The organism is Serratia sp. CMO1 (assembly GCF_015689115.1).
In the GTDB taxonomy this organism is placed as follows: domain Bacteria; phylum Pseudomonadota; class Gammaproteobacteria; order Enterobacterales; family Enterobacteriaceae; genus Serratia; species Serratia marcescens.
The window spans coordinates 1,256,886-1,273,719 of sequence record NZ_CP065032.1 but is presented as its reverse complement, the minus strand read 5'-3'; the positions used below and the strand labels follow the sequence as shown (position 1 = coordinate 1,273,719).

Sequence of the window (16,834 nt, the reverse complement as noted above, 5' to 3'; positions counted from 1 at the left end):
CGGCCATGGAACAGGCGCACACCATCGAGCTGGAAGGGCTGGAAAAACGCTTCCCGTCGCTTGAGAAACCGGCGGTCGCCAGCCTGACCACCACCCTGCGCAGCGGCGCGGTGATCGGGCTGGTCGGCCCGGACGGCGCCGGCAAAACCACCCTGCTGCGCATGCTGGCCGGGCTGCTGCAGCCCAGCAGCGGCAAACTGCGGGTCGCCGGGCTGGATCCGATCGCCCAGGATCGTCAACTGCACGCGATCCTCGGCTACATGCCGCAGAAGTTCGGGCTGTATGAGGATCTGACGGTGATGGAGAACCTGACGCTGTACGCCGATCTGCGCGGCGTCACCGGCGATCTGCGGCGTCAGACCTTCGAACGGCTGCTGAAATTCACCGACCTGACCCGCTTCACCGAGCGCCTGGCGGGCAAGCTGTCCGGCGGCATGAAGCAAAAACTGGGACTGGCCTGCACGCTGGTGGGCGCCCCCCAGGTGCTGCTGCTGGATGAACCGGGCGTCGGCGTCGATCCTATCTCGCGCCGCGAACTGTGGCGCATGGTGCACGAGCTGGCCAACGACGGCATGTTGATCCTGTGGAGCACCTCTTATCTCGACGAAGCCGAGCAGTGCCGCGAAGTGCTGCTGCTCAACGAGGGCGAGCTGCTGTTCAGCGGCGCGCCGCAGGATCTGACTCGCCGTATGGCCGGGCGCACGGTGTTGATCGCCGCGCCGCCGGGCAGCCATCGATCGTTGCTGCAGCGGGCGATCTGCCTGCCGGCGGTCACCGACGGCGTGATCCAGGGCAAGTACCTGCGCCTGATCCTGAAAGAAGGCGAAGATCACCGGCAGCTGCTGCAGGCGCTGGATCTGCCGGACGCCGAACTGAACGAAGCGGATCCGCGCTTCGAGGATGCGTTTATCGATCTGCTCGGCGGCGGCCCCAACCATCGCTCGGCGCTGGCGGAGATCATGCCGACCGTCAACGGCGAAAGTGGTGAAACGGTGATCGAAGCGGTGCAGCTAACCAAAAAATTCGGCGATTTCGCCGCCACCGATCACGTCGATTTTCAGGTGCGGCGCGGCGAAATCTTCGGCCTGCTCGGCCCGAACGGCGCCGGCAAGTCCACCACCTTCAAAATGATGTGCGGCCTGCTGATCCCCTCCAGCGGCAAGGCGCTGGTGCTGGGGATGGATCTGAAAACCAGTTCCGGCCAGGCGCGCCAACGCCTTGGCTACATGGCGCAAAAATTCTCGCTGTACGGCAACCTGACGGTGGCGCAAAACCTGAAGTTCTTCTCCGGCGTCTACGGCCTGAGCGGCAAGGCGCAGCGCGACAAAATCGACGAGATGTCGCGCGCCTTCAACTTCGCGCCGATCCTCGATCAAACGCCGGACGCGCTGCCGCTCGGCTTCAAGCAGCGCCTGGCGCTGGCCTGCGCGCTGATGCACGAACCGGATATTCTGTTCCTCGACGAACCGACCTCCGGCGTCGATCCGCTGACGCGGCGCGAGTTCTGGCTGCACATCAACGGCATGGTCGACAAGGGCGTGACGGTGATGGTGACCACCCACTTTATGGACGAGGCGGAATACTGCGACCGCATCGGCCTGGTGTATCGCGGCAAGATCATCGCCGCCGGCACGCCGGACGATCTCAAACAGCAGGTGGCGCGCGACGACAATCCCAGCCCTTCGATGGAGCAGGCGTTTATTGAGTTGGTGCAAGGCTACGACGAGGAGGAAACGCGGTGAGCGATAACCGAACCCCAATCGACGAGAGCGGCTTCTCCTGGCGCCGGCTACGCGCGCTGTGCCTGAAGGAAACGCGGCAGATACTGCGCGATCCCAGCAGCGGCCTGATCGCCTTCGTCATCCCGCTGATGCTGCTTTTCATCTTCGGCTACGGCATCAACCTGGACTCCAGCAAGCTGCATCTGGGCATTCTGATGGAGCAACAGAGCGAAGACGCGCGCGATCTGGCCCACGCCTTCGCCGGTTCGCCCTATATCGAACCGACCATCAGCGACAACCGCCAACAGCTGATCCAGCAGATGCAGGCCGGCACGATCCGCGGCCTGGTGGTGATCCCGGTGGATTTCGACCAGCGCATGGCGCGCCCGCACGACAGCGCCCCTATCCAGGTGATCACCGACGGCAGCGAGCCGAACACCGCCAACTTCGTGCAGGGCTATGCCCAAGGCGTATGGCAAATTTGGCAGCAGCAGCGCGCCGCCGATCGGGGGAACAACGACAAACCGCTGATTGACGTACAGATGCGCTACTGGTTCAACCCGGCGGCCATCAGCCGGCACTACATCATTCCCGGCGCCATCACCATCATCATGACGGTGATCGGCGCCATTCTCACCTCGCTGGTGATCGCCCGCGAATGGGAGCGCGGCACCATGGAGGCTCTGCTGTCCACCCAGGTGACGCGCAGCGAGCTGCTGCTCTCCAAACTGATCCCTTATTACTTCCTCGGCATGATCGCCATGGCGCTGTGCATGGCGGTGGCGGTGTGGGTGCTCGGCGTGCCCTATCGCGGTTCGCTGCCGATCCTGCTGCTGATCAGCAGCCTGTTCCTCGCCAGCACCCTCGGCATGGGCCTGCTGATCTCCACCCTCACCCGCAACCAGTTCAACGCGGCGATGGTGGCGCTGAACGCCGCCTTTCTGCCGTCGATCATGCTGTCCGGCTTCATTTTCCAGATCGACAGCATGCCGGCGATCGTGCGCGCGGTGACCTACATCATTCCGGCGCGTTACTTCGTCAGCACGCTGCAAACGCTGTTCCTGGCGGGCAACGTCGGCACCGTGCTGGCGATCAATCTGCTGTTCCTGATCGCTTCCGCCGTGGTGTTCATCGGCCTGACGGCCTGGAAAACCCAGCGTCGGCTGGATTAAGGAGAAAGAGCGATGTTTCACCGTCTGTTGACGCTCATCATCAAGGAAATGCAGGCGCTGCTGCGCGATCCGCAAACCCGCGCCATCCTGATCATACCGGTGATCCTGCAGGTGCTGCTGTTCCCGTTCGCCGCGACGCTGGAGGTGACCAACGCCACCATCGCGGTCTACAGCGAGGACAGCGGCCAGGCTTCGGTGGAGCTGACCCAACGCTTCGCCAAGGCTAAAGCTTTCTCCCATGTGCTGCTGCTGCGCAACCCGCAGGAGATAAAGACCACCATTGATAACCAACGGGCGCTGCTGCTGATCCGCTTCCCGGCACAGTTCTCGCGCGATATCGCCGCCGGCAATACCGCGCCGCTGCAGTTGCTGCTCGACGGGCGCAACTCCAACAGCGCGCAGATCGCCGCCAACTACGTGCAGCAGATCGTGCAGGAATATCAGAACGAGCTGCTCGGCAACCGTGCCAAACCCAACAACAGCGAACTGGTGGTGCGCAACTGGTATAACCCGAATCTGGACTACAAATGGTTCGTGGTGCCGTCGCTGATCGCCATGATCACCACCATCGGCGTGCTGATCGTCACCTCGCTGTCGGTGGCGCGCGAACGCGAACAGGGCACACTGGAACAGCTGCTGGTCTCACCGCTCACCACCTGGCAGATCTTTATCGGCAAGGCGGTGCCAGCGCTGATCGTCGCCAGTTTCCAGTCCAGCATCGTGCTGTTGATCGGCATCTTCCTGTACCAGATCCCGTTCGCCGGATCTCTGCTGCTGTTCTATGCCACCATGCTGATCTACGGGCTGTCGCTGGTCGGTTTCGGCCTGCTGATCTCGTCGCTGTGCGCCACTCAGCAGCAGGCGTTTATCGGCGTGTTCGTGTTCATGATGCCGGCGATCCTGCTCTCAGGTTACGTCTCGCCGGTGGAGAATATGCCGGTGTGGCTGCAGGATCTGACCTGGGTGAACCCGATACGCCACTTCACCGACATCACCAAGCAGATCTACCTGAAAGACGCCAGCTTCAGCATCATCTGGCGCAGCCTGTGGCCGCTGCTGGTGATCACCGCCACCACCGGCAGCGCCGCCTACGCGCTGTTTCGCCGCAAAATCGCATAAAAAAAGCTCTGCATGTCACATGCAGAGCCTGTTAAGTCCTTTGGATTTCAAGCGACTGCTTGAAAGACGACGGATTTAGCGGCGGTTGCCGAAGATACGCAGCAACATCAGGAACAGGTTGATGAAGTCGAGATACAGCGTCAGCGCGCCGACGATGGCGTACTTGCGGAAGCCGTCTTTATCATCGGCGTTCAGCTGCTCGCCCATCGCTTTGAGTTTTTGCGTGTCGTACGCGGTCAGACCGACGAACACCACCACCCCAATGTAGGTAATCGCCCACATCAGCGCGGTGCTTTTCAGCCAGATGTTCACCAACGAGGCCAGCACGATGCCGATCAGCGCCATGAACAGCATGCTGCCGAAGCCGCTCAGATCGCGCTTGGTGGTGTAGCCGTACAGGCTCATCGCGCCGAACATGCCGGCGGTGACCACGAAGGTGCTGGCAATCGAGCTGTAGGTATAAGCGATGAAGATGCTCGACAGCGTCAGCCCGGTCAGCGCCGAGTACAGCATGAACAGCGAGGTGGCCACCGCGCCGCTCAGGCGGTTGACCATGCCGGAAATCACGAACACCAGCGCCAACTGGGCGATGATCAGACCGAAGAAGGTGATCTGACTGGAGAAGATGAAGTTAAGGATCGCGGGCGTATTGGCCGCATACCAGGAAACGAACGCCGTCAGCAGCAGACCGCAGGTCATCCAGCCGTAAACCTGCGCCATGTAGGCCTGAATGCCGCTGTTGGCACGTTCGACGATTGAACCATTAGAGCGTGGATATCGGTCCATGACGGTTACCTTTTGCGTTGTAAACAAGATTCCGAAGCCCCGCGAACGGGGCTTCGCCTGCTATAAGCGTACCACAGAATAGGCCGCGCGAAAGCGGCAAAGGTCTTGATTTGTTTCCGCTGTTGACGCGTTATTTAGCCGCGTCGTGCCAGCGCTGCGCGGCCTGACGATCGCTGTCGCGAGCGTCCACCCAACGATCGCCCTGGCCGGTCGCTTCGCGCTTCCAGAACGGCGCCCGGGTCTTCAGGTAGTCCATGATGAACTCGCTGGCGGCGAACGCCATGCCGCGGTGCGCGCCGGTCACGCCGACGAACACGATCTCGTCGCCGGGATACAGCGCGCCGATGCGGTGGATCACCGTCACGCGCTGCAGCGGCCAACGGCTGCGCGCCTCGGCCACGATCTCCGCCAGCGCCTTCTCGGTCATGCCGGGATAGTGTTCCAGCGTCAGCGCGCTGACGTCGTCCCCGAGGTTATGGTTACGCACCTTGCCGGTGAAGGTCACCACCGCGCCGTCGGCGTCGCACTGCGCCAGCCACTGATACTCGTCGCCGACGTTGAACGGCGCTTCGCCCACGCGAATGCGGGTGTTTTCCATGCTTACCCCCCGGTGACCGGCGGGAAGAAGGCCACCTCATCGCCGGCGCGCAGCGGATGATCCGCCGCCACCAGCGACTGATTGACCGCCGCCAACAGCTTGCCGGACTCCAGCGCCAGCGCCCAGCGATCGCCGCGCGCGCACAGCGCCTGGCGCAGCGCCTCGACGGTCGGGTAATCCGCCGGCATCGACAGCGTGCCGGTGCCCACCAGTTCGCGCACCTGCGCGAAGAAAAGAATATCGATCATGCGTTCACCTTAAAATCGCCGGATTTGCCGCCGCTTTTCGCCAGCAGGCGCACCGGGCCGATCACCATGTCTTTCTGTACCGCTTTGCACATGTCATAGATGGTCAATGCCGCCACCGAGGCGGCGGTCAGCGCCTCCATCTCGACGCCGGTTTTGCCGGTCAGCCGGCAGCAGGTTTCGATGCGCACCCGGCTGTGCTGCGTCTGCGCCTCCAGCTGCACTTCGACTTTGCTCAACATCAGCGGGTGGCACAGCGGGATCAGTTCCCAGGTGCGTTTGGCCGCCTGAATGCCGGCGATGCGCGCCGTGGCGAACACGTCGCCCTTGTGATGGCTGCCGTCGACGATCATCGCCAGCGTGGCGGGCAGCATCTCGACGAAGGCTTCGGCGCGCGCCTCGCGCACCGTTTCGGCCTTGGCGGAAACGTCAACCATATGGGCTTCGCCGGCGGCGTTAATGTGGGTTAGCTGTGTCATGACTCAGGGCTTCTTCAAATGGGGCTGGAAGTTGCACGGGCGATGGCGCGCGTCCAACTGCTCTTCGATAATCCGCTCCCAGGCGGTGCGGCAGGCGCGGGTGGAGCCCGGCATGGCGAAAATCACCGTGCGGTTGGCCAGGCCGGCCAGCGCGCGCGACTGGATCGTCGCGGTGCCGATCTCTTCGTACGACACCATGCGGAACAGTTCGCCGAACCCTTCCACCTCTCTGTCGAACAGCGGCAACAGCGCTTCCGGCGTGTTGTCGCGCGCGGTAAAACCGGTGCCGCCGGTGATCAGCACCGCCTGCACGTTGTCATCGGCAATCCACGCGGAAACCCGCGCGCGGATCTGGTAAATGTCATCTTTGACGATGGCGCGATCCACCACCTGATGGCCGGCTTCCCGCGCCGCGTCCTGCAGATATTGGCCGGAGGTGTCTTCCGCCGCGCCGCGGCTGTCGGACACGGTCAGGATGGCGATATGTGCCGCAATAAACTCGCTGCTCGCATGGCTCATGGTTCAATAGGCTCCTATTGGCTGTCAGCCGCCGATAAACGACAGGTTCTGGGTGATCCCGCTGTTGCCCTGATGCAGGAAATGGGTCTGCTTCTTGCTCAGCAGCCCGCTCTGGATGCGCGCCTTCAGCGCATCGAGCTGGCCGTCGTCCGCCAGCAGATCGCGCAGGGGCACCCCCTGCTCGCCGAACAGGAACAGGTGCAGATTGCCGATGGAAGAAACGCGCAGCCGGTTGCAGCTGGCGCAGAAGTCTTTTTCATACGGCATGATAAGACCCACCTCACCCTGGTAGTCCGGGTGGCTGAACACCTGCGCCGGGCCGTCGCTGCGGCCGCGCGCCTGGCGCTGCCAGCCCTGCTGTTCCAGCTGCCGGCGAATCACTTCGCCGGAAACGTGGTGTTTGCGAAACAGCTCGCCGCCCTCGCCGGTTTCCATCAGTTCGATAAAACGCAGCTGGATCGGCCGATCCTTGATCCAGGCGAGAAAGGCGCCGAGCTGCTGGTGATTGACGTCGCGCATCAGCACGGCGTTGACCTTGACCTTGCTGAAACCGGCGCTAAAGGCGGCGTCGATGCCGTCCATCACCTGGCGGAACTTGTCCTGACCGGTGATGGCGTGAAACTGGCGGGGATCCAGGCTATCGATGCTGACGTTGATCGCCGTCAGACCGGCGTCACGCCAGGCGGCGACGTCGCGCGCCAGACGGTAGCCGTTGGTGGTGACCGCCAGCGTGCGGATGGCCGGGTTTTCCCGCACGGCGGCGATGATCTCGGTAAAATCACGGCGCAGCGAAGGCTCGCCGCCGGTCAGGCGCACCTTTTCGGTGCCCAGCTCGGCAAACGCGCGGCTGACGCGGCGGATTTCATCCAGCGACAGGAAGCTTTTCGGGCTGCCGCTCGGCTTGTAGCCGTCGGGCAGACAATAGGTGCAACGAAAGTTACACACGTCGGTGATCGACAAGCGCAGGTAATAGAACTTGCGCTCATAAGCATCAATGAGTTGCGGTACCATAACACCTTTCCAAAGTCGGGAGATGCGAGCGTTTCCCCTCTGCACCCTGGTGGCTGACTTCGCCACGGCCCAGGCGCCATATCGTTCCGGATGAACAACGTAGGCGCAGGGGCTAGGAGTTTGATTTCTCTTCCCGCTACCTTGAGTAGCCGGAATGAAACCGTGGTTTTCAGCAGAATTCTAGCGCTAATCGGCAACGATAGCCAACGCGTTAATTCGCTATATAATTGTCTATACAGCGTTTTTAGACGCCGTCTATTCGGGTAAACCATGATAAACATCGCTTGCGTGGACGAATTGACCAGAATCACGCAAATGACACTCTTTATCGCGTTTTTATGCCGGATCCGCTACCTTATGCGGGCAGTTCAGACCCTTTGTAAGGAAATTTATGCGTAATCGTACCCTGGCCGATCTCGACCGCGTGGTGGCGTTGGGCGGCGGACACGGCCTGGGCCGTGTGATGTCGGCCCTGTCGTCCTTAGGCTCCCGCCTGACCGGCATCGTCACCACCACCGACAACGGCGGTTCCACCGGCCGCATCCGCCGTTCGGAAGGCGGCATTGCCTGGGGCGATACCCGCAACTGTCTCAACCAGCTGATCACCGAACCGAGCGTCGCCTCGGCGATGTTCGAATACCGTTTCAGCGGCAACGGTGAGCTGGCCGGCCATAACCTGGGCAACCTGATGCTGAAAGCGCTGGATCACCTGAGCGTGCGCCCGCTGGAAGCGATCAATCTGGTGCGCAGCTTGCTGAAGGTGGATGCGGCGCTGATCCCGATGTCGGAGCAGCCGGTGGATTTGATGGCGCACGATCACGAAGGCAATCACGTTTACGGTGAAGTGAATGTCGATCAACTGGCCCACATGCCGCAGGAGCTGATGCTGTCGCCCCCGGTCAACGCCACGCGCGAAGCGCTGGACGCCATCGCGCAAGCCGACGTGATCCTGATCGGGCCAGGCAGCTTCCTCACCAGCCTGATGCCGCTGCTGCTGCTGGACGATCTCACCCAGGCGCTGCGCCGCAGCAGCGCCAGCATGATTTATATCGGCAACCTCGGCCGCGAACTGAGCGTGGCCGCCGCGGCGCTGTCGTTAAAGGATAAGCTGACGCTGATGGAAGAGAAGATCGGCCGCCGGATGATCGATGCGCTGATCGTCGGCCCGGCGGTGGACGCCAGTGAAGTGCAGGATCGGGTGGTGATTCAACAGCCGCTGGAAGCGAGCGACATCCCCTACCGCCACGATCGCCAACTGCTGCGCCAGGCGCTGGATCACGCGCTGGTGGGGCTGGCCGCCCGCCGCTGACCGAATTTAACCGTCTCGCCCGCGCAGCCAGGGATTATCGCTGGCCGGGGCGGGATGGCTGACCATATCGATATACAGATCTTCCACCTCTTTGCGCGCCCAGGGCGTGCGACGCAAAAACTTCAGGCTGGACTTGATGCTCGGATCGCTGCGGAAGCAGTTGATGCGAATGCGCGCGCCCAGTTCGGACCAACCGTAGTGATCCACCAGTTTATTCAGCAGTTGCTCCAGCGTCACGCCGTGCAGCGGGTCTTTAGACTGGTGTTGGCTCATGTTCGGTACTCTTCGTGGTCAAATCGGGCCGCACACCATAACAGCTTTGGCGCGGCCGACAAGGAATTTTGACGCCCACGGCGCGGGCGCCGTCCAACGGTCAGGAAATCGCGATGAACTGCTCGCGCAGCTGGTGGATCTCGTCACGCAGCGCAGCCGCCTGCTCGAACTCCAGGTTTTGCGCGTGGGTGTACATCTGCGCTTCCAGATCGCGGATTTTCTGATCCAGCGCTTTCGGCGTAAGGTTCTGCAGCTGAGCGCCGCCGTCCACGGCCTTGCTCCTGCCTTTACCCTTGGCGCGGTTGACCGGCTGACCGATCTGCAGAATATCGCCGATCTTCTTGTTCAGCCCCTGCGGCACGATGCCGTTGGCTTCGTTATAGGCCTGCTGCTTGGCGCGGCGCCGCTCGGTTTCACCGATCGCCTTGGCCATCGAATCGGTGATGCGATCGCCATACAGGATCGCCTTGCCGTTCAGGTTACGCGCCGCGCGGCCGATGGTCTGGATCAGCGAACGTTCGGAACGCAGGAAGCCTTCCTTGTCGGCGTCCAGAATCGCCACCAGCGACACCTCAGGCATGTCGAGCCCCTCACGCAACAGGTTGATGCCCACCAGCACGTCGAACTCGCCCAGACGCAGGTCACGAATGATTTCGACCCGTTCCACGGTATCGATATCCGAGTGCAGGTAGCGCACGCGCTCGCCATGCTCTTCCAGGTATTCGGTCAGATCTTCCGCCATGCGTTTGGTCAGGGTGGTCACCAGCACGCGCTCGTTGATCGCCGCGCGCTTGCGGATCTCGGAGAGCAGATCGTCCACCTGGGTGGCGACCGGCCGCACTTCCACGATCGGATCCAGCAACCCGGTCGGCCGCACCACCTGATCGATCAGATCGCCGCCGGATTTCTCCAGCTCATATTTGCCCGGCGTGGCGGAAACATAGATGGTCTGCGGCGCCAACGCCTCGAACTCCTCGAAGCGCAAGGGGCGGTTGTCCAGCGCCGACGGCAGACGAAAGCCGTACTCCACCAGCGTTTCCTTGCGCGCGCGGTCGCCCTTGAACATCGCGCCAATCTGCGGAATGGTCACGTGGGATTCGTCGACCACCAGCAGGCCGTCCGCCGGCAGGTAGTCGAACAGCGTCGGCGGCGGCTCGCCCTCGGCGCGCCCGGAAAGGTAGCGCGAGTAGTTTTCGATGCCCGAGCAGTAGCCCAGCTCGTTCATCATCTCCAGATCGAACTGGGTGCGCTGCGTCAGGCGCTGCTCTTCCAGCAGCTTGTTGTTGGCCAGCAGCACCTTGCGGCGGTCCGCCAGATCGACCTTGATCTCTTCCATCGCCTGCATGATCCGCTCGCGCGGCGTCACGTAGTGCGATTTCGGGTAGATGGTAAAACGCGGCACCACCTGTTCAATCTGGCCGGTCAGCGGATCGAACAGCGACAACCGCTCCACTTCTTCGTCGAACAGCTCGACGCGCAACGCCAGCTCGTCCGATTCCGCCGGGAAGATATCGATCACCTCGCCGCGCACGCGGAAGGTGGCGCGCTGGAAAGCCTGATCGTTGCGGGAATACTGCAGCTCCGCCAGGCGGCGCAAAATGGAGCGCTGATCGATGATCATCCCCTGGGTCAGATGCAGCATCATCTTCAGGTAAAGATCCGGATCGCCCAGGCCGTAGATCGCCGACACCGACGCCACCACCACCACGTCGCGCCGCTCCAGCAGCGCCTTGGTGGCGGAAAGACGCATCTGCTCGATGTGCTCGTTCACCGAAGCGTCTTTTTCAATGAAGGTGTCGGAGCTGGGCACGTAGGCTTCCGGCTGGTAGTAGTCGTAGTAGGAGACGAAGTACTCCACCGCATTCTCCGGGAAAAACGCTTTCATCTCGCCGTACAGCTGCGCCGCCAGCGTCTTGTTCGGCGCCAGCACCATGGTCGGCCGATTCAGATCGGCTATCACGTTGGCGATGGTGAACGTCTTGCCCGAACCGGTGACCCCCAGCAGCGTCTGGTGCGCCAGGCCGTCTTCCAGCCCCTCTTCCAGCTTGCGGATGGCTTCCGGCTGATCGCCGGCCGGTTTGAACTCGGAATGCAGTTTGAAAAGTTTACTCATTGCTCGGCTACCCTGTGGAGATGCGCGCGCTCAGGCGGCCAGCCGGCTCTGCGCCGGACATGGCCCCTAATTATGGAAAGTGTCGGCGATTTGCGCCAGTGCCCATGATACTGGATATAAAACCAGCTTCAAGCGGATTCGTCGCCGCGCCCGGCACTGCGGCAATGCCGTTGCACCGTGACGTTACAGCGGGGTGACATTTTTATTGTCAATAACAGATTTATCCCCAGAACTTGCCGCGAATTAACTTATTGATAGCACCGCGTCGAAAAATCATACATAGAGGCCTGATCAATACCCCTGCGTCTTGATTTTAATTAATCTATTGATATATAAGATATTTAATAAAAAGACGAGAATGCGGGCAAAGCGAACAGAACCCGCGTCCGCTCTCGCTTTACAGCGTTTTTCTAAATCTAATGCACAAGGTTATCAACAGGAATAGTGGATAACTCTCACCGCCCCGCCCGGGGCGGGAGTTACAGAAAGAAAGCTTTTCGCCCTTTACACTCGCCAAAATGGCTTTTTTAGTTATTTTTTCATAAAAATATCGCTTTGTTTATGCCGATTAATACTAAAAATCCCCATTGCCAAAATCGCATCGGCCCCTTTCTCGCGGATCGCGCTTGACGGCGGCGCAATGCCTTGCACCATGCCCTCACCGAAGAGCACCACAAGAGTGCAAAAAACGTCCGGGTTAACTTCCCCGCGTATTTTCAGGCTGTCACGGCAGCGCGCGTCAGGCCTGACCAGCGGTTAACAGGGCGATAACAATCCCCGTTTTCACCCGGCGGTAAAACTGGCCTGAGAGTTGCTTTATCTTCCTGCGTATAAATGCGGTTCGACAGCGTGATGCGCTGCCAGCCGCAGCGTGTACCCCTCGCGGTGCTATCGCCTGTAAAAGCGCAAGAACGACACCAAGTCGTCACAAGCGTCGTTTTTAACGACATATTGACTGTCATTCCGTCCACCGCAGACCTTGCTCTGGCTCATTGGACGGACGGCATCTTGTTCCAGACATTGCCACACTCGGGAAATTCGCCGCGCATGCGGCCTTTGCTGTCCCCCGCCAACGAGTGAAACGAGCGTCTATGAGGAGAATGCCAAATGCTGAGCCTGAGATCGGTCAATCAATTCTACGGTCAAAACCACACCCTGTGGGACATCAACCTGGAGCTGCCGCGCGGCCAGTGCACCGTGCTGCTCGGGCGCAACGGCGTGGGCAAGACCACGCTGGTCAACTGCATCATGGGGCATTTGCCGGTGGTGAGCGGCAGCATGACCTGGCAGCCGGCGGATCAACCGCCGCAAAACCTGCTGCTGCAACCGATGGAGCGCCGCGCGGCACTGGGCATCAGCCACGTCCCGCAAGGGCGGCAACTCTTCTCGCAGCTGAGCGTGGAAGAGAATCTGCAGGTGGCGCAGATGGCCGTGCGCGGCGCCCCTCGCCGCATTCCGCCGCTGATCTACAGCCTGTTTCCCAATTTGCGCCAGATGCGTACCCGCCGCGCCGGCGATCTGTGCGAAGGCGCCCAGCGCCAGTTGGCGATCGGTCGTGCGCTGGCGCAGGAGCCGGCGCTGCTGATCCTCGACGAACCCACGGCGGGCGTGCCTCCCTCGATCGCCGCCGACATCGGCAACGTGATCCGCAGGCTCAACTATGAGTTGGGCATGACCATTTTGCTGGTAGAGCATCAGTTGCCGTTCGTGCGCCGGGTGGCGGACCGCTTTTGCCTGTTGGATAGCGGGCGCACCGTGGCGCACGGCGCGCTGGCGCAGCTGGATGAGGCGCTGATCGGCGCCGGGCTGGCGGGACAGGAAGGAAGATGAGGGGGAATCCCCCTCATGGGGCGTTTGTTTATAGCAGGCTGATATCCAGATACTGCCCCAACCGCGCCCGTTCGGCCTGCGGCAGGTGCGGGATTTCGCCCAGCAGCGGCGCCGGCAGCATGCGGCGCAGCGTGGCCAGGTATTCCTGATGCCGCCGCCCCGGCGGCGTCACGTCGTTGGCGATCCAACCGGCCAGCGTCAGCCCCGTCTGTTGCACCGCCTGCGCCGTCAGCACCGCGTGGTTGATGCACCCCAGTTTGATGCCCACCACCAGGATCACCGGCAGTTGCTCCTGCCGTACCCAGTCGGCGAAGGTGTACTCCGCCGACAGCGGAGTAAACCACCCGCCGGCGCCCTCGACCAGCACCCAGTCGGCGCGCTGCTCCAGCCGGCGCAGGCCGTCGGACAGCCGCGCCGCGTCGATCGGCCGGCCTTCATCGGCGCTGACGATATGCGGCGAGGTCGGTTCGGCAAAAACGTAAGGGTTCACTTCGTCGTAATCCAGCGCCACGCCGCTGTTGGCCTGCAGCGCCAGCGCGTCGCCGTTGCGCAGCCCCTCGGCGGTCATCTCGCTGCCGGAGGCCACCGGCTTATAGCCGGCGCTGCGGTAGCCCGCCCGGTTGGCGGCCTGCAGCAAGGCGCTGCTGGCGACGGTTTTCCCCACTTCGGTGTCGGTGCCGGTCACGAACCAACGTTTAATCACGATAAATCACTCCATAAGCCAGATGATAGCTGAGCGGGAACTGCCCCTGCCGGCACGGGTAAGCCGCCTGCAACGCGGCGAGACGGCCGCGCGACATCAGGCCGCCCTCGCGCCCCTGATGCAAATGCGTCGCCCCGATACCCTTGAGCGAACGCATCAGCGTCATCACGTCCGGGTAGTTCAGGGTGCGTAATTCCGTCACCAGCTCGTGTCGATAGGCAGCGCAGGCGGCGCGGATCTGCGTCAACGGCAAAAAGGCGTTCACGTGACGTTCGCCGTCCACCTGTTGCCAGACGTCCCCCAATTCCTGCAGCGAGCCCGCCGCCAGCGTGGAAAACAGGATCACGCCGCCGGGACGGGTCACGCGATACAGCTCCGCCAGCGCGGCGGGCAGATCGCTGCACCACTGCACTACCAGGCTGCTGAAACAGATGTCCATCGCCGCGTCGGGCAGTGGCACCTGTTCGATATCGCCCAGCAGATAATGGTGCGCCGCCTGTTGCTGACGGGCGAACGCCAACATCCCCGGCGCCAGATCGAGCGCGGTCACCTGCTTGCCGCGCTCACGCCACATACGGCTGAAATAGCCGGTGCCGCAGCCGGCGTCCAGCAGCCGTTCGCCCGGGTGGGAACTCCCCATCCCCAGTAAGCGCTCGCCAACGTCACGCTGCAGCGCGGCGGCGGCGTCGTAGCTGCCGGCCGCGCGGCTGAAGGCCGAGGCGACCGCCTGTTTGTTCACCCTGTCATTGGCTGACGTCATGCAATACCTCCAGCAGGCGATCGATGTCCTGCGGCTGGTGCGTCGCCGTCAGGGTAATGCGCAGTCGCGCGCCGCCCGGCGGCACCGTCGGCGGACGGATGGCGCTCACCCACAGCCCCCGCTCGCGCAGGCGGGTCGCCAGATCGAGCGCGCGTTGATTGTCACCCACCAGCAGCGGCTGGATGGCGGTGTCGGAGTCCGTCAGGGTCAGCGCCAACGGCGCCGCGCCCTGGCGGAAACGGCGAATATTGTCCTGCAGCCGGGCGCGCAGTTCATCGCCCTCTTGAATGCAGGCCAGCGCCGCCTGCAGCGCGCAGGCCTGCGCCGGCGGCATCGCGGTGCTGTAAATCAGATGGCGGGCGAACTGCAGCAGATATTCGGCGGTCGCCTCATCGCACAGCACCGCCGCGCCGCTGACGCCGAACGCCTTGCCGAAGGTCGCCACCAGCAGTTCAGGGCGCACGCCCTGCTGCCAGCAGCTGCCGCGGCCTTGCTCACCGCGCACGCCGACGCCGTGGGCATCGTCCACCATCAGCCAGGCGCCCGCCGCGCGGGTTAAGCGGTACAGTTCCGCCAATGGCGCGCCGTCGCCGTCCATGCTGAACACCCCTTCGGTCACCGCCAGCCGCTGCCCGTCGCAGGGTTTGGCCAGCAAATCCGCCAAAGCCTGCGGCTGATTGTGCTGGAACCGGCGCAGCTCGGCCGGCGACTGCGCCGCCGCCTCCAGCAGCGAAGCGTGGCTGAGGCGATCGGCCAAAATGCGATCGCCCTTCTGCATCAACGCCGCCAGCACCGCCTGGTTGGCGGCGTAACCGGAGATGAACAGCAGCGCGCGCGGATAGCCGAGCCACGCCGCCAGTTGCTCTTCCAGCGCCTGATGCGCCACGCTAAAGCCGGTGACGTGGCCCGAACCGCCGCTGCCGACGCCGTAACGCTGCGCGCCCTGCTGCCAGGCGGCGATCACCCGCGCATCCTGGCTCAGCCCCAGGTAGTCGTTGCCCGAGAAGTTCAGATAGAGACGATCGCCGAGCCGGATCTGGCGGCCGTTGCCGCCCTCGGTGGCCTGTCGGCGACGGTAGGCGGCGTTGAGGCGCCGTTCCGCCAGCGCCTGCTCGATGCGTTGTGGCCAGCTCATCACGGCGCCGCGTTGTAAAACTCGGCGGTATCGGCGTTCAGCAGTTGCTTGGCCAGCACCTGCTGTTGCTGGTTGTCGCCGTGTTCGGTGGCGGTCTGCTGCGGGTTCAATCCCAGCTTGCGGAACAGCTGCAGATCCTTATCTTCTTCCGGATTCGGCGTGGTCAGCAGCTTGCAACCGTAGAAGATGGAGTTGGCGCCGGCCATGAAGCACATCGCCTGCGTCTGTTCGTTCATCTGTTCACGGCCGGCGGAAAGGCGGACATAAGAGGATGGCATCATGATGCGCGCTACCGCGATGGTGCGGATGAAGTCAAACGGATCGACGTCGTCATTATCCGCCAGCGGCGTGCCTTTCACCTTCACCAGCATGTTGATCGGCACGCTCTCCGGCGGTTTCGGCAGGTTGGCCAGCTGCACCAGCAGCCCAGCGCGGTCGCGCACCGTTTCACCCAGCCCGACGATGCCGCCGGAGCACACTTTGATGCCGGCGTCGCGCACCTTGTCGAGCGTATCCAGACGCTCCTGGTAGCTGCGGGTGGTGATGATGTTGCCGTAGAACTCTGGCGAGGTGTCGAGGTTATGGTTGTAGTAATCCAATCCGGCTTCCGCCAGCCGCTCGGCCTGAGTGCCGTCCAGCGTGCCCAGCGTCATGCAGGTTTCCATGCCCATCGCTTTCACGCCCTGCACCATCTGCTGCAAATAAGGCATATCGCGCTCGTGCGGGTTCTTCCAGGCCGCGCCCATGCAAAAACGGGTCGAGCCGTTCGCTTTGGCTTTGCGCGCCGATTCCAGCACCTGCTCGACCTGCATCAGTCGCTCCGACTCCAGGCCGGTCTTGTAGCGTGAGCTCTGCGGGCAGTATTTACAGTCTTCCGGGCAAGCGCCGGTTTTGATCGACAGCAGCGTGCTGACCTGCACCTGACGCGGGTCGAAGTGCCGGCGGTGTACGGTTTGCGCTTCGAACAGCAGTTCAAGCAGCGGTTTATCAAACAGGGCCTGGGCTTGCCCTACTGTCCAGTGAATGCGATCGGCCATCATGGCGTCTCCAAAACGAAAAAG

The 16,834-nt window shown here is 62.5% G+C and carries 18 protein-coding genes and 1 riboswitch; of the genes, 5 read left to right on the top strand and 13 right to left on the bottom strand.

The features are described from left to right. The first annotated feature begins 5 nt into the window (after positions 1-5). Genes IT763_RS05975 through IT763_RS05965 form a run of 3 tightly spaced genes read left to right on the top strand, consistent with a single transcriptional unit; the run spans position 6 to position 4,012 of the window. Positions 6-1,742: an ATP-binding cassette domain-containing protein gene (locus IT763_RS05975; RefSeq protein ID WP_206195253.1), complete on the top strand. Its 1,737-nt coding sequence runs from the start codon at positions 6-8 to the stop codon at positions 1,740-1,742. After that, the gene (locus tag IT763_RS05970) at positions 1,739-2,893 is read left to right on the top strand and encodes an ABC transporter permease (protein ID WP_016928676.1); all 1,155 of its coding nucleotides are present in this window, start codon (positions 1,739-1,741) and stop codon (positions 2,891-2,893) included. The genes IT763_RS05975 and IT763_RS05970 overlap by 4 nt, the downstream gene beginning before the upstream one ends. 12 nt (positions 2,894-2,905) lie before the next feature. Continuing rightward, positions 2,906-4,012 (top strand): ABC transporter permease, encoded by a 1,107-nt coding sequence (locus IT763_RS05965; protein ID WP_206195252.1) that lies wholly within the window; start codon positions 2,906-2,908, stop codon positions 4,010-4,012. Between the two features lie 75 nt (positions 4,013-4,087). Here the strand turns inward: IT763_RS05965 and IT763_RS05960 are convergent, their stop codons facing one another. The 6 genes from IT763_RS05960 to moaA all read right to left on the bottom strand — a co-directional run bounded on the left by IT763_RS05960 (position 4,088) and on the right by moaA (position 7,650). Continuing rightward, on the bottom strand, positions 4,088-4,798 hold the full coding sequence (locus tag IT763_RS05960; protein WP_004939761.1) for a Bax inhibitor-1/YccA family protein: 711 nt from the start codon (positions 4,796-4,798) through the stop codon (positions 4,088-4,090). A gap of 130 nt (positions 4,799-4,928) precedes the next feature. Further along, positions 4,929-5,396, bottom strand: a complete 468-nt coding sequence (gene moaE / locus IT763_RS05955; RefSeq protein WP_016928678.1) for a molybdopterin synthase catalytic subunit MoaE — start codon at positions 5,394-5,396, stop codon at positions 4,929-4,931. 2 nt (positions 5,397-5,398) lie between these two features. Continuing rightward, entirely contained in the window at positions 5,399-5,644 is a 246-nt protein-coding gene (gene moaD / locus IT763_RS05950) for a molybdopterin synthase sulfur carrier subunit (protein WP_049187156.1), read from the bottom strand. Further along, the gene (gene moaC, locus IT763_RS05945) at positions 5,641-6,120 is read right to left on the bottom strand and encodes a cyclic pyranopterin monophosphate synthase MoaC (RefSeq protein ID WP_048794855.1); all 480 of its coding nucleotides are present in this window, start codon (positions 6,118-6,120) and stop codon (positions 5,641-5,643) included. Before moaC ends, moaD begins: the two co-directional genes overlap by 4 nt. Positions 6,121-6,123: 3 nt before the next feature. Further along, complete coding sequence (gene moaB, locus IT763_RS05940; protein WP_021503999.1) at positions 6,124-6,639, bottom strand: molybdenum cofactor biosynthesis protein B; 516 nt, start codon at positions 6,637-6,639, stop codon at positions 6,124-6,126. A 24-nt stretch (positions 6,640-6,663) separates the two neighbouring features. Further along, positions 6,664-7,650 carry a GTP 3',8-cyclase MoaA gene (gene moaA / locus IT763_RS05935; RefSeq protein ID WP_206195251.1) on the bottom strand — a complete coding sequence of 329 codons (987 nt, stop codon included), beginning with the start codon at positions 7,648-7,650 and terminating at the stop codon, positions 6,664-6,666. Next, positions 7,637-7,781: riboswitch (molybdenum cofactor riboswitch) on the bottom strand. (Overlaps the previous gene by 14 nt.) A gap of 260 nt (positions 7,782-8,041) precedes the next feature. Here moaA and yvcK point away from each other — a divergent pair. After that, positions 8,042-8,959 carry a uridine diphosphate-N-acetylglucosamine-binding protein YvcK gene (gene yvcK / locus IT763_RS05930; protein ID WP_049203797.1) on the top strand — a complete coding sequence of 306 codons (918 nt, stop codon included), beginning with the start codon at positions 8,042-8,044 and terminating at the stop codon, positions 8,957-8,959. Between the two features lie 6 nt (positions 8,960-8,965). Here the strand turns inward: yvcK and IT763_RS05925 are convergent, their stop codons facing one another. From IT763_RS05925 to IT763_RS23430, 3 genes are all read right to left on the bottom strand, one after another. After that, on the bottom strand, positions 8,966-9,232 hold the full coding sequence (locus IT763_RS05925) for a VF530 family DNA-binding protein (protein WP_004939783.1): 267 nt from the start codon (positions 9,230-9,232) through the stop codon (positions 8,966-8,968). Positions 9,233-9,332: 100 nt separating this feature from the next. Continuing rightward, positions 9,333-11,345 carry an excinuclease ABC subunit UvrB gene (uvrB, locus tag IT763_RS05920; protein WP_016928683.1) on the bottom strand — a complete coding sequence of 671 codons (2,013 nt, stop codon included), beginning with the start codon at positions 11,343-11,345 and terminating at the stop codon, positions 9,333-9,335. 531 nt (positions 11,346-11,876) lie between these two features. Next, on the bottom strand, positions 11,877-11,999 hold the full coding sequence (locus IT763_RS23430) for a hypothetical protein (protein WP_254925154.1): 123 nt from the start codon (positions 11,997-11,999) through the stop codon (positions 11,877-11,879). Between the two features lie 453 nt (positions 12,000-12,452). Between IT763_RS23430 and IT763_RS05915 the strand changes: the two genes are divergently transcribed. Then, on the top strand, positions 12,453-13,175 hold the full coding sequence (locus IT763_RS05915) for an ATP-binding cassette domain-containing protein (protein WP_016928685.1): 723 nt from the start codon (positions 12,453-12,455) through the stop codon (positions 13,173-13,175). A gap of 28 nt (positions 13,176-13,203) precedes the next feature. Here IT763_RS05915 and bioD read toward each other — a convergent pair whose 3' ends face one another. From bioD to bioB, 4 genes are read right to left on the bottom strand one after another with little or no spacing between them, the layout of a single operon-like run. Further along, on the bottom strand, positions 13,204-13,878 hold the full coding sequence (bioD, locus tag IT763_RS05910) for a dethiobiotin synthase (protein WP_206195250.1): 675 nt from the start codon (positions 13,876-13,878) through the stop codon (positions 13,204-13,206). Continuing rightward, a complete protein-coding gene (bioC, locus tag IT763_RS05905; RefSeq protein WP_206195249.1) occupies positions 13,871-14,638 on the bottom strand; it encodes a malonyl-ACP O-methyltransferase BioC in 768 nt (255 codons plus the stop codon). Before bioC ends, bioD begins: the two co-directional genes overlap by 8 nt. Next, positions 14,622-15,773: an 8-amino-7-oxononanoate synthase gene (bioF, locus tag IT763_RS05900; protein WP_176063555.1), complete on the bottom strand. Its 1,152-nt coding sequence runs from the start codon at positions 15,771-15,773 to the stop codon at positions 14,622-14,624. Before bioF ends, bioC begins: the two co-directional genes overlap by 17 nt. Then, complete coding sequence (bioB, locus tag IT763_RS05895) at positions 15,773-16,810, bottom strand: biotin synthase BioB (RefSeq protein WP_028127661.1); 1,038 nt, start codon at positions 16,808-16,810, stop codon at positions 15,773-15,775. The genes bioF and bioB overlap by 1 nt, the downstream gene beginning before the upstream one ends. Positions 16,811-16,834: the final 24 nt, after the last annotated feature.

What these genes read in the sequence shown, in the direction of transcription:
- IT763_RS05975 (WP_206195253.1), top strand. Translation starts at nt 6, where the DNA reads ATGGAACAGGCGCACACCATCGAGCTGGAAGGGCTGGAAAAACGCTTC.
- IT763_RS05965 (WP_206195252.1), top strand. Translation starts at nt 2,906, where the DNA reads ATGTTTCACCGTCTGTTGACGCTCATCATCAAGGAAATGCAGGCGCTG.
- IT763_RS05960 (WP_004939761.1), bottom strand. Translation starts at nt 4,798, where the DNA reads ATGGACCGATATCCACGCTCTAATGGTTCAATCGTCGAACGTGCCAAC.
- moaE (WP_016928678.1), bottom strand. Translation starts at nt 5,396, where the DNA reads ATGGAAAACACCCGCATTCGCGTGGGCGAAGCGCCGTTCAACGTCGGC.
- moaD (WP_049187156.1), bottom strand. Translation starts at nt 5,644, where the DNA reads ATGATCGATATTCTTTTCTTCGCGCAGGTGCGCGAACTGGTGGGCACC.
- moaC (WP_048794855.1), bottom strand. Translation starts at nt 6,120, where the DNA reads ATGACACAGCTAACCCACATTAACGCCGCCGGCGAAGCCCATATGGTT.
- moaB (WP_021503999.1), bottom strand. Translation starts at nt 6,639, where the DNA reads ATGAGCCATGCGAGCAGCGAGTTTATTGCGGCACATATCGCCATCCTG.
- moaA (WP_206195251.1), bottom strand. Translation starts at nt 7,650, where the DNA reads ATGGTACCGCAACTCATTGATGCTTATGAGCGCAAGTTCTATTACCTG.
- yvcK (WP_049203797.1), top strand. Translation starts at nt 8,042, where the DNA reads ATGCGTAATCGTACCCTGGCCGATCTCGACCGCGTGGTGGCGTTGGGC.
- IT763_RS05925 (WP_004939783.1), bottom strand. Translation starts at nt 9,232, where the DNA reads ATGAGCCAACACCAGTCTAAAGACCCGCTGCACGGCGTGACGCTGGAG.
- uvrB (WP_016928683.1), bottom strand. Translation starts at nt 11,345, where the DNA reads ATGAGTAAACTTTTCAAACTGCATTCCGAGTTCAAACCGGCCGGCGAT.
- IT763_RS23430 (WP_254925154.1), bottom strand. Translation starts at nt 11,999, where the DNA reads ATGGTGCAAGGCATTGCGCCGCCGTCAAGCGCGATCCGCGAGAAAGGG.
- IT763_RS05915 (WP_016928685.1), top strand. Translation starts at nt 12,453, where the DNA reads ATGCTGAGCCTGAGATCGGTCAATCAATTCTACGGTCAAAACCACACC.
- bioC (WP_206195249.1), bottom strand. Translation starts at nt 14,638, where the DNA reads ATGACGTCAGCCAATGACAGGGTGAACAAACAGGCGGTCGCCTCGGCC.
- bioF (WP_176063555.1), bottom strand. Translation starts at nt 15,773, where the DNA reads ATGAGCTGGCCACAACGCATCGAGCAGGCGCTGGCGGAACGGCGCCTC.
- bioB (WP_028127661.1), bottom strand. Translation starts at nt 16,810, where the DNA reads ATGGCCGATCGCATTCACTGGACAGTAGGGCAAGCCCAGGCCCTGTTT.